This is a genomic window from Frigoribacterium sp. Leaf164, assembly GCF_001423665.1.
In the GTDB taxonomy this organism is placed as follows: domain Bacteria; phylum Actinomycetota; class Actinomycetes; order Actinomycetales; family Microbacteriaceae; genus Frigoribacterium; species Frigoribacterium endophyticum.
Window position 1 is genome coordinate 62,844 of sequence record NZ_LMOX01000001.1, and the last position, 10,998, is coordinate 73,841.

8 protein-coding genes are annotated in these 10,998 nt (G+C 75.3%); 4 read left to right on the forward strand and 4 right to left on the reverse strand.

All coding sequences use genetic code 11. The annotated features are described in order from the left end of the window. The first annotated feature begins 578 nt into the window (after nt 1-578). On the forward strand, nt 579-1,646 hold the full coding sequence (locus tag ASF82_RS00270; protein ID WP_056051908.1) for a magnesium and cobalt transport protein CorA: 1,068 nt from the start codon (nt 579-581) through the stop codon (nt 1,644-1,646). 87 nt (nt 1,647-1,733) lie between these two features. Here the strand turns inward: ASF82_RS00270 and ASF82_RS00275 are convergent, their stop codons facing one another. Then, nucleotides 1,734-3,053, reverse strand: coding sequence for an acyl-CoA dehydrogenase family protein (locus tag ASF82_RS00275; RefSeq protein WP_082514398.1), 1,320 nt, complete (start codon nt 3,051-3,053; stop codon nt 1,734-1,736). Between the two features lie 194 nt (nt 3,054-3,247). Here ASF82_RS00275 and ASF82_RS00280 point away from each other — a divergent pair, with 194 nt between their 5' ends. Genes ASF82_RS00280 through ASF82_RS00290 form a run of 3 tightly spaced genes read left to right on the forward strand, consistent with a single transcriptional unit; the run spans nt 3,248 to nt 6,136 of the window. After that, nucleotides 3,248-4,315, forward strand: a complete 1,068-nt coding sequence (locus ASF82_RS00280; RefSeq protein ID WP_082514109.1) for a MetQ/NlpA family ABC transporter substrate-binding protein — start codon at nt 3,248-3,250, stop codon at nt 4,313-4,315. Next, nucleotides 4,312-5,478 carry a methionine ABC transporter ATP-binding protein gene (locus ASF82_RS00285; protein WP_235491113.1) on the forward strand — a complete coding sequence of 389 codons (1,167 nt, stop codon included), beginning with the start codon at nt 4,312-4,314 and terminating at the stop codon, nt 5,476-5,478. Before ASF82_RS00280 ends, ASF82_RS00285 begins: the two co-directional genes overlap by 4 nt. Further along, the gene (locus tag ASF82_RS00290; protein WP_056051911.1) at nt 5,471-6,136 is read left to right on the forward strand and encodes a methionine ABC transporter permease; all 666 of its coding nucleotides are present in this window, start codon (nt 5,471-5,473) and stop codon (nt 6,134-6,136) included. The genes ASF82_RS00285 and ASF82_RS00290 overlap by 8 nt, the downstream gene beginning before the upstream one ends. Nucleotides 6,137-6,335: 199 nt before the next feature. Here the strand turns inward: ASF82_RS00290 and ASF82_RS00295 are convergent, their stop codons facing one another. From ASF82_RS00295 to ASF82_RS00305, 3 genes are all read right to left on the reverse strand, one after another. After that, complete coding sequence (locus tag ASF82_RS00295; RefSeq protein WP_056051914.1) at nt 6,336-7,085, reverse strand: response regulator transcription factor; 750 nt, start codon at nt 7,083-7,085, stop codon at nt 6,336-6,338. Further along, nucleotides 7,082-8,494 carry a sensor histidine kinase gene (locus tag ASF82_RS00300; RefSeq protein ID WP_235491114.1) on the reverse strand — a complete coding sequence of 471 codons (1,413 nt, stop codon included), beginning with the start codon at nt 8,492-8,494 and terminating at the stop codon, nt 7,082-7,084. The genes ASF82_RS00295 and ASF82_RS00300 overlap by 4 nt, the downstream gene beginning before the upstream one ends. 92 nt (nt 8,495-8,586) lie before the next feature. Continuing rightward, the gene (locus tag ASF82_RS00305) at nt 8,587-10,713 is read right to left on the reverse strand and encodes a serine hydrolase (RefSeq protein ID WP_056051920.1); all 2,127 of its coding nucleotides are present in this window, start codon (nt 10,711-10,713) and stop codon (nt 8,587-8,589) included. Nucleotides 10,714-10,998: the final 285 nt, after the last annotated feature.

Below are 10,998 nucleotides of genomic sequence, written 5' to 3' on the forward strand. Positions count from 1 at the left end.
ACGCGGACGGGCGTCGATGAGCGGGGGAGGAGACGGACCGGGGGAGGAGACGGACCGGGGAGGAGACGGACCGGGGAGGAGACGGACCGGGGAGGCGCGGGCCGGGCCGGTGCGACCGCGTAGGGATGCCGTGAGGAGGCTCCCGCCCCGACACCCCCGCGCACTATGCTGCGGGAGGCCCGCGAGGGCGCGCCCGCCTCGGGACGCTCATGCCACGGGCCCGGCGCACGGGCCCGACCCGCACGCACCCCGCACCACGCACCACGCACCACGCACCACCCCGCACGCCCGACCACGAACGCACGACCGAGAGGCAGGTGACTCGCGACATGACCGGTGATCATGATCGTCAGGGACGCCCTCGCCTCGTCGGCGGAGCGTTCCGGATCTGACCGGCTCGGCCCGCTCCGCGGGTCGGCACCCGGCTCGGCCCGCCCCGGCGGCCGAGGCTCCCCGGCCGCCCCGGCCGCCGCGCCGGCGCAGCCCGCCCGCGCCCACGCAGCCTGCGCGCCCCCGCGCGCCCGCACCGGCCCCCGTCGCTCGCTCCCCTGCCTCCTGCACCGACAGGAGACCCGCCCATGGCACTCATCGACAACGGCATCTACGTCGGCGGCACCCGCACGCGGACGCCCGCCGACCTCCGCGAGACCTACGCCGCCCTCGACGACACCGCGGGCGGCCTCGCCTGGATCGGCCTCTTCCGCCCCAGCCCCGCCGAGCTCGACTCGGTGGCGGCCGAGTTCGACCTGCACCCGCTCAGCGTCGAGGACGCCCGCAAGGGCCACCAGCGCCCCAAGCTCGAGCGCTACGGCGAGACGCTCTTCATCGTGCTGCGCTCCGCCTGGTACGACGACGAGCGCGAGGCGGTCGAGTTCGGCGAGGTGCACCTCTTCGCGGGGCCGCGCTTCGTGCTCACCGTGCGGCACGCCGAGCGCCCCGATCTCGGCCAGGTGCGCAAGCGCCTCGAGGCCGACCCGGAGTTCCTCGCCAAGGGGTCCGAGGCCGTGCTCAGCCGCGTGCTCGACGAGCTGGTCGACGGCTACGCCCCCGTCGTCGCGGGCCTCCAGGACGACATCGACGAGATCGAGGACGACCTCTTCGACGGCCAGGTCGACCCCGAGTCGTCGAAGCGCATCTACCAGCTGCTGTCGGAGGTGATCGGCTTCCAGCGCGCCATCGGGCCCCTGCCCGAGATGGTCGACTCGCTGCTGCGCGGCGCCGCCAAGTACGGCACCGACGACGAGGTGCAGGCGCAGCTTCGCAACGTGCTCGACCACACCATCCGCATCACCGAGCGCGCCGACACCTTCCGCGTGCTGCTCGAGAACGCCCTGACCCTGCACTCGACGCTCGTCACCCAGGAGCAGAACGACGCGATGCGCCGCATGACCAGCGCCAGCCTCGCCCAGGGCGAGGAGAGCCGCCGCCTCGCCCGCGCCTCGATGGAGCAGGGCGAGGAGGTCAAGAAGATCTCGTCGTGGGCGGCGATCCTCTTCGCGCCGACCCTCGTCGCGTCGATCTACGGCATGAACTTCGACGTGATCCCCGAGCTGCACTGGCGCTTCGGCTACCCGTTCGCGCTCGGGCTCATGCTGCTGCTCGGCGTCGCCCTCTGGCTCGTCTTCAAGAAGAAGCACTGGCTGTAGGAGTCGCGGGCCGGCCCCCGCAGGGAGCCGTGCCCCGTCGAGATGCCTCGTCCTGGGGCGTCGGGGCCGGCGGAGGCCCAGGACGCGTCACCTCGACGACGGCGCGGGCGCGGGCGCGGGCGCGCCGGCGGGTGCGCCGGGCGTCGCGGGCGGCACGCCGTTGAGGCGGTAGTCGCCGACGGCGCGCTCGCGGAGGATCGCCGGGTTGTGCGACGCGATCGTCCGCGCGTTCCGCCAGTGGCGGTCGAGCGCGAGCTCCGTGTCGACCGCGGAGGCGCCTCCCACCTCGAAGAGGGAGGTCGCCGCCTCGAGCACCAGCGGCAGCACGACCTGCTGCGCCTCGAAGACCCGCACGAGCGCCTCCTCCCAGCGCGCGCCGTGGCCGTCGTCGGCGGCGCCCGCGCGGTCGGCGGCGTCGACGTGCCGCACCGCGGCGAGCGTGATCGCCTCGACCGACGACGCGATGCTCGACAGCCGCCCGACGACGCGCTGCACGAGCGGGTCCTCGCGGGGCGACGACGTGCCGCCGACGCCGAAGGTGCGCGTGCGGGGCCGCACGAACGCGACGGCGTCGCGGACGACCGCCCGCGCGGTGCCGCTCAGCGCCGCGAGCAGCACGAGCTGGTAGAGCGACTGCGCGTGCGCGAGCGGGCGGCGCTCGGCGCTCTCGCCCCACGGCAGCACCTGGCGCGGGTCGACCACGACGTCGTCGAAGACCGTCGTGCCGCTGCCGGTGAGCCGCTGGCCGAAGCCGGCCCAGTCGTCGACGCGGGTGACCCCGGGGGCGTCGGCGCGGACGCTCAGCGCGACCCGCTCGCCGTCGCGGTCGCCCCCGACCCGCACCGCCCCGACCCAGATCCAGTCGGAGTAGATCGTCCCGGTGCTGTAGTACTTGCGACCGGTGAGCACGAGGTCGTCGCCGCGCTGCTCGAGCCGCGTCGTCACCTCGGTCGCCGCGCCGCGCTCGGCCTGCGCGTTGCCGACGAGGACGTCGCCCGCGGCCAGCCGGTGCAGCCACTCGTCGCGCAGCGGCCCGTCGGGCTGCGCCCGCTGCGTCTCGACGAAGGCCACGTGCCCTCGGAGCAGCTGCGGCAGGTTCGAGTCGGCCTCCCCGAGCCGGACGAGGAGGCGGTACTCCTGTTCCAGCGACGCTCCCCACCCGCCGTGCGAGACCGGCACCCGCAGCGCGCCGAACCCGGCCCGTCGCAGCTCGTCGACCTCGGCCACGGGGAGGCGGCGCTCGCGCTCCCGGGCCACGGCGCCGGCCGCGATGCGCTCCAGCACCGGGGAGAACGCGGCCTCGACGCGGGCGTCGACCCGCGCCTCCTCGCGGGCGTCGACCCGCGCCTCCTCGGGGCTGCCCTGCTCGCCCGTCGTCCGGTCGGTGGTCTGCGTGTCGTGGCTCATGAGGTCCTCTCGGTCGAGCTCCATTCCTCGCAGACGGACGGCTGCTCGACCACCCCCGGCGTCACGCGGCGACACGTCCCGTCACGCACCGTCACTCTCCGTCACGCGTCGACACGGACGCTTCACCGACGGCCTCCCGGCTGGCACAGTCGCTCCCCACCAGCACCACCACGACGACACCCAGGGGAGACGCCATGAGCGAGCAGCACGACCACCACGACGACCAGGCCGGCCGCACCGACGGGGCTGAGGGGCACGACCCGGCACCCGGCGCCGAGAGGGCCGACCGGCCCGCGGGCGGCCTCCGCGCCGGCCTCGACGAGGCGCGCCGGAAGCGGCGCCGAGCGCTCTTCACCGTGCTCGGCGTCGCCGGCGTCGCGGCGCTCGTCGGCGGGGGAGTGCTCGTCGGCACCGCCGTCGGGGGCGGCACCGACCCGGCCGACGCGGCGGACGGCGACGGCGAGCGGCTCAGCGTCCGCATCGCGGGCAGCGGCGAGAGCGAGCTGCAGGACGCGGTGGCGACGGTCGCGGCGGAGGACGGCCTCGACGTGGAGTGGGTCAACTTCGACGACTGGACGCTGCCGAACTCGGCGCTCGTCGCGGGCGAGGTCGACGCGAACGCGTTCCAGCACACGGCCTTCCTCAGCGCGTACAACACGGCGAACGACACCGACCTGACGCCCGTGTTCTCGACGTCGATCAGCCAGTGGGGCGTCTTCTCGGCGACGAAGTCGTCGCTCGACGAGCTCGAGCAGGGCGACCACGTGGCGATCCCCGACGACGCGGCGAACAGCGGACGGGCCCTCGGGATCCTCGAGGCGGCCGGCCTGATCGAGGTCGACGACGGGGCCGGGATCTTCCCGACCGTCGACGACGTCACGGAGAACGACCTCGGCCTGCAGTTCGTGCCCATCGGCGCGACGACCATCCCGACCCAGTTCGACGACCCGAGCATCGACGCGGTCGTCGTCGGCACGTCGTACTTCGACCCCTCGCAGGAGATCGACGCCGACGACGCGCTCTACCTCGACGACGCGCTGAGCGACGGCTCGCGACCCTACGTCAACGCGGTCGTCACCCGGGCCGACGACGTCGACGACCCCGCGTGGGACGTGCTCGAGGACGCCTACGCCGACCCGCGCGTGGCCGAGGCGCTCGAGCGCGACTCGTTCGGGGCCGTGGTGCTGGTCGACGTGTCGGCCGACGACCTCCGGGCGACGCTCGCCGAGCTCGAGGCGGCGGCCCGCGAGCAGGCGTCGTGAGCGCGGCGGGGGGCACCGCGGCGGCCGTGGCCGTCGGCGGGGCGGGCGCGGACCTCGGGGAGGCGGGCCTCGCCCTCGGGGGGCCGGGCGCGGCGACCGAGCCGACCCGCGACTCCTCGGTGACCGGGGCGGGCGACGCGATCGTGGAGTTCCGCGGGGTGTCGAAGTCGTACGAGGTGCAGGGCCGCCGGGTCGACGCGCTGCGCGACGTGAGCCTGTCGGTCGAGCGCGGCGACGTCTTCGGCATCGTCGGCTGGTCGGGGGCCGGCAAGTCGACGCTGCTGCGGACGGTCAACGCCCTGGAGCGGCCCACGGCGGGCTCGGTGCACGTCGACGGACGCGAGATCTCGGCGCTGCGGGGGCGGCAGCTGCACCGGGCGCGGCAGCGCATCGGCATGGTCTTCCAGCAGTTCAACCTGCTCCAGTCGCGCACGGTCTACGGCAACGTGGCGTACCCGCTCCGGCTCGCCGGGCTCTCGCGCGACGCCACCGTCGACCGCGTCGAGGAGCTGCTCGACTTCGTCGGCCTCGGCCACAAGGCGCTCGACCACCCGTCGCAGCTCTCGGGCGGGCAGAAGCAGCGGGTCGGCATCGCCCGGGCGCTCGCGACGAAGCCCGACGTGCTGATCAGCGACGAAGCGACGAGCGCCCTCGACCCGCAGACGACCGGCGAGGTGCTCGACCTGCTCCGCCGCGCGAACGACGAGTACGGCGTGACCATCCTGCTCGTGACGCACGAGATGGACGTGATCCGCTCGATCGCCGACCGGGTCGCGGTGATGCAGGACGGCGAGGTCGTCGAGACCGGCTCGGTCTACGACGTCTTCGCGTCGCCGCGGCACCCGACGACGTCGCGGTTCGTCTCCTCGGTGCTGCACCACCGGGCGTCCGCGGCCACGCTGACGCGCATCCGCCAGGTGCACACGGGCCGGCTCGTGCACCTGCACGTCGTGGACCGCGACTCGAACGACCCCTTCCTCTCGCGGGTCGCCCGCGAGCACGGCGTCGACGTCAACGTGGTCTACGGCGGGGTGAGCGAGCTGCAGTCGCGGCTGTTCGGCGACCTGACCGTCGAGCTGCTCGGCGACGACGACCGGGTGGAGGCCGCGCTCCGCGACCTGCGCCGCACGACGACGGTGGAGGAGGTGGGGGCCCGTGCGTGACCTCGACCCCGCGGTGCTCTGGCCGAAGATCGGTGCGGCGCTGCTGCAGACGCTCCAGATGGTGACGGTGTCGTTCGTGCTCGCGACGCTCTTCGGGCTGCTGCTCGGCCTAGTGCTCTACTCGACGCGGCGCGGAGCGCTGCTCGAGAACGCGGCGGTGTCGACGGCGCTGAACGCGGTGATCAACGTGGTGCGGCCCATCCCGTTCATCATCCTGATCGTGGCGATCTCGCCGCTGACGAGGGCGGTGATCGGCACCAGCATCGGCACCGGCGCCGCGATCTTCGCGCTGACGATCGTGGCGACGTTCTCGATCGCGCGGATCGCCGAGACCAACCTCGTCGCCGTCGACCGCGGCGCCGTCGAGGCCGGCGCGGCGATGGGTGCGTCGCCGCTGCGGGTGCTCGGCACGATCGTGGTGCCGGAGGCGCTCGGCCCGTTGACCCTCGGGCTCACCTACATCTTCGTCGCCCTGGTCGACGCGACCGCGGTCGCGGGCCTCGTGGGCGGCGGCGGGCTGGGCAACCTCGCCATCACGTACGGCTACCAGCGCTTCGACACCGTGGTGATGGTCACGGTCATCGTGCTGATCATCGTGCTGGTGCAGGCGGCGCAGCTGCTCGGGAACCGCGTTGCGCGGAGGGTGCTGCACGCGTGAGGGGTGCGGGCGGCGCCGCGGGCACGCGGTGCGCGCGTGCACGTCCTCCTGGTGAGTTGCCATTTTGGGGGGCTCATGAGCTCTTGGAGGCCCCCAAAGTGGCAAGTCAGCGGACGCGGTGATCGAGGTGACTCGTCCTGGGGTCTCGACGGCGTCGGGAGGCCAGGACGAGCCACCTCGATGACGGAGGGCGCCGCGACTAGGGCAGCAGGCCCGAGCGGTAGGCCCAGATCACGGTCTGGAGGCGGTCGCGGGCGTCGAGCTTCGTCATCACGCGGGTGAGGTGCGACTTGACGGTGCTCGTCTCGATCACCAGGCGCTCGCCGATCTCGTCGTTGGAGAGCCCCTCGCCGAGCAGCCGCACGATGCTCTGCTCGCGGGGCGTCAGCACGTCGACGGGCGGGCCCGCGAGGGTGGCGGCCCGGCGCCGCGTGAACTCCTCGATCACGCGACGGGTGGTCGCGCCGTCGATCGCGGCCCGGCCCGAGGCGAGGGCGCGCACGGCGGCGACGAACTCCTCGGGCTCGGCGTCCTTGAGCACGAAGCCGCGTGCCCCCGCCTCGAGCGCCCCGAAGACGTACTCGTCGAGGTCGAAGGTCGTCGCCACGAGCACGGCGGGCCCGCCGCCGGCACCGGCGCTCGTCGCGTCGGCCCCGCCTCCGCCGACGGCGCCCGTCGCGCCGGCACCGGCGACCGCCACACCTGAGCCCGCCGCACCCGCCGCACCCGCAGCACCGGCGGTGATCGCCCGCGTCGCCTCGATCCCGTCGCCGCCCGGCATGCGCACGTCCATCACGACGACGTCGGCCCGCGTGTGCTGCAGGAGCGTCACCGCCTCGCGCCCGCCCGCGGCCTCGCCCACGACCTCGATGCCCCCGGCGGTCTCGAGCACCACCCGGAACCCCGCCCGCACGATGGACTGGTCGTCGACCAGCACGACGCGGATCACGCGCCGCTCCCGTCGCCGGCCGTCCCGGCGCCCGGCGCGCTGACGCCCGCGCCAGGCCCGCCAGGCGCCCCGGGCGCGCCAAGCGCCCCAGCCGCCCCGGGCGCGGCAGCCGCCACGTCGGCCTCGACCGGCAGCTCCAGCCGCACCCGCCACGAGCCCGCCGCCGTCGGCCCCGCCTCGAGGCGTCCGCCGACGAGCGCCGCGCGCTCGCGCATCCCGACCAGCCCGTAGCCCGGGGCGGTGCGGCCGGTCGTCGCGGGCATCGCGTTCTCGACCACCACGACGAGGCGGCGCGGCTCGGCCAGGAGGTCGACGGCCACGGGTGCTCCGGGAGCGTGCCTGCGGGCGTTGACCAGCGCCTCCTGCACCGTCCGGTAGGCGGTGACGTCGGCCAGCGGGGGCAGCGTCGGCAGCGACCCGTCGGCCCGCACCTCGACCACGGTGCCGGAGGCGCGGGCCGAGTCGACGAGGGAGCCCACGTCGCCGAGCCCCGGCACCGGCACGCTGCCGTCGGCGTCGTCGCCGGTCTCGCGGAGGATGCCCACGATCGAGCGCAGCGCGTCGAGCGTCTCGCGGCCCTGGGAGCGGACGCTGCGCAGCGACTCCTTCGCGCGCTCGGGGTCGCCGTCGACGAGCCGCTCGGCGGCGCCCGCCTGCACGACGAGCCCGGTGAGGTGGTGGGCCGCGACGTCGTGCAGCTCGCGGGCCATGCGGGTGCGCTCGGAGGCGACCGCGGCCCGGGTCAGGGTCGCCTGGTGCTCGACCGTCTCGGCGGCGCGGGCGCGGACGTCGTGCTCGTGCCGGCGGCGCAGGGCGACCCACGAGCCGACGGCGGCGCTGACCCCGACGATCAGCACGGCGCTCGTGATGAGGGCCAGCGCCTCGGCGGCCGGGTCGAGGAGGTCGAGCGAGGGCAGGGCGACCGCTCCGAGCGCCCGCTTCGCGACGCCCGTCGCACCGACGACCGCCCCGACCGCCGCGACGGCGACCGCGGCGACCCCGGCGCCGACGACGACCCGCGTGGGCCGCAGCGAGCCGACCGTGTAGGCGAGCACGACCGGCGCCGCCGTCCACAGCGCGATGCCGGAGGGCAGGACGGCGAGCAGCGCGGCCTGCAGCACCATGACGGCGAGCAGGGCCGGGACCGGCCGCACGCGGCGGAGCGCCAGGGGCACGTGCTGGGCGAGGGCGAGCCCCACGACCAGCCCGACCTGGGCGGGCGGCACGACGCCGCCCCGGTCGGCGCCGAGCAGCTCGCCGGCCGCCTGCAGCCCGGCCAGGAAGGCGAGTGCGACCAGGGCCCAGGCGGCCGCGAGCACGACGTCGCGGCCCAGGTCGCTCCGCACGCCCACCCGGGCCAGGGCCCGGCGGAGCGCCGAGGGGCGGGGGAAGGCGGTGGCGGTGGTCACGGTAGGAGCTTGCCAGGTGCCGCCGGTCGCCGGGGCGGCCGGGGCCGCCGTGTGCGGCCGGTCGAGGGGCGCGTCGTCCTGTGAGGGGGTCATCAGTAGCTCACGCTCGGCGAGATGAGCCGGTACGCCAGCGCGAACCAGGCCAGGGCGACCAGGGCCAGCACGACCAGCACGCGACCCGTCACCACGAGGGCGCCGCGACGGTCGCGGACGGCCTGCCAGGTCGCCAGCACCGCCGGCACGACGGCGAGCACGCCGACCACCTGCAGCACCTGGAGCACGCGCAGCGACACCGCGGGCACGTCGACGAACGACAGCGCCTGCACGGCGACCAGGGCCCAGCCGACGAGGGCGACCACGGTCGCGAGCTGGCCGAGGCGCGAGAGCAGCAGGCTGCGACGACCCCCACGGGCTGCGGCGTCGGCAGGAGCCGTGGCCGGCAGCTCTCCGCGGCGGCGGCGCCCGGCGCCGGCGACGGCGACCGCCGGCCAGGCGACCAGCGAGACGAGCAGCACGACGACCGACAGGGCCACCGTCGGCAGCACCAGCGAGGCGGTGCCCCAGACGGGTGCTCGCAGCAGGGTGAAGGAGGCGCCCCACGAGATGGCCGACACGGTCGCGTCGTCGTCGTCGCCGTCGGTGCGCGTCGCGAGCACGCCGTCGCCGCCGACCTCGCGCCAGGCGTTCGCGCCCACCTGCTCGTACACGCCGGTGGTCGTCCCGAGCGGCTTCGGGGTGACCGCGACGGTGCCGTCGCTGCGCGGCACGACCGTGGTCTGGCCGCTGAGCGCGAGCAGGGCGCCGGGGTTGCTGAAGGGCGATCGGGAGGAGATGTACGTGCCTGCGAGGGCGGCCGCGGCGCTCGCGTCGCCGGACGACGCGGAGCCGGGGGAGGTGTCCTCGACCGTCTCGGCGTCGGGGCCGGCCTCGGCGGCCGCGCCCGTGCCTCCTGCACTGGCTCCCTCGTCGTCGCGCAGGTAGCGGTCGGCGAAGCCCTCGAGCAGGGTGGTGCGCAGCTCGCTCGAGTCCATCGGGTCGCGTCCGTTGCCGTTCAGGGTGACGAAGATGCCGGCGTCCTGCTCGGGGAACATCCGCATCGCGGTGTGGAAGACCTGCGTGTCGCCGTCGTGGCCGAAGGCGGGCAGGCCGGGCGTGCTGTCGTCGAAGAAGGCGAGGTCCATGCGCTGGCCCTCGGCGAGGGTGCCGAGGTCGTCGGCGTCGAGCGCGGGGCGGTGCATCTCGGCGAGCGTGTCGGCCGTGAGCGGCGACTGGTCGGCGGGCAGGTCGCCGAGGTGGGCGAGCATGAACCGGGCCATGTCGGTGGCGCTCGACGTCATCGCCCCCGCCGGTGCGGCGTTCACGACCTCGGTCGGCCACGACGGCTGCGAGTCGTCGGGGTAGCCCTTCGCGAGGCGGGCGTCGAGGTCGGCGGGCAGCGGCTGCTCGAACGACGACGACGTCATGCCGACGGGCCCGAACACCTCCTCCTGCACGAGCTCGGCGAACGGCTCGCCGCTGACGCGCTCGGCGACGTAGCCCGCGAGCGAGGCGCCGTAGTTCGAGTACGCGGGCGTCGTGCCCGGGGCGAAGACCTGCTCGGGCGGGGCGGCCGACACGGCGTCGCGCAGCGACACCTCGCTGCCGGGCGTGCCGATCAGGCCGGCGATGACCTCCTCGAAGCCCGAGGTGTGGGTCAGCAGGTGGCGCAGCGTCACGGCGCCCTTCGGGGTGTCGAGGTCGAAGTCGAGGTACTGCTGCACGTCGGCGTCGAGGTCGAGCCGGCCGTCCTCGACGAGCCGCATCACGGCCGTCGCGGAGACGACCTTCGAGACGGAGCCGACGCGGAAGAGCGTGTCGTCGGGGTCGACGGGCCGGGCCGGGTCGCCCTCGGTGCCCGTGTCGGCCAGCCCGTAGCCGCGGGCGGTCAGCAGCTGGCCGTCGGCCACGACGCTGACGGAGGCGCCGGGGATGCCCGTCGTCTGGAGCGCGGAGCCCAGGGCCCCGTCGAGCCAGGAGTCGACGTCGGAGGCGGTGAGGGCGTGGCCGCCGGGCTGGTGCTGCGGCGGGGCGGGGGGAGCGGGCTCGGCGGAGGCGGTGCCCGCGCAGGCCGCGAGCGGCAGGGCGAGGGCGACGACCGCCGCGGCGGCGGCGAGGCGGGGCAGGAGTCGGCGGTCGCGGCGGCCCCTCGGGGCCCCGCTCTCGGCGTGTGTCGATGTCATGACTCCACGCTCGCGCCCGGAGCGCGCCGCCACAGGGTGCGCAGGTCGTGACCTCGCCTACGACCTCCGACGCAGGCCCGGTGCCGACCCGGCGCACCGTCGGTGCACCCCGGGCACGCGGAAGACCCCCTCCTGCTCACGAGCAGAAGGGGGTCCCACCGGGATGCCGGCCCTACGTCGAGGGATGCAGCACCGGCGCGGTCGTCACCGAGCAGCGGAAGAGTGCTACTTGGTGGCGACGGTGATCTTCGCGACGCCGACGAGCATCTCGTCCTGGACGGCGTC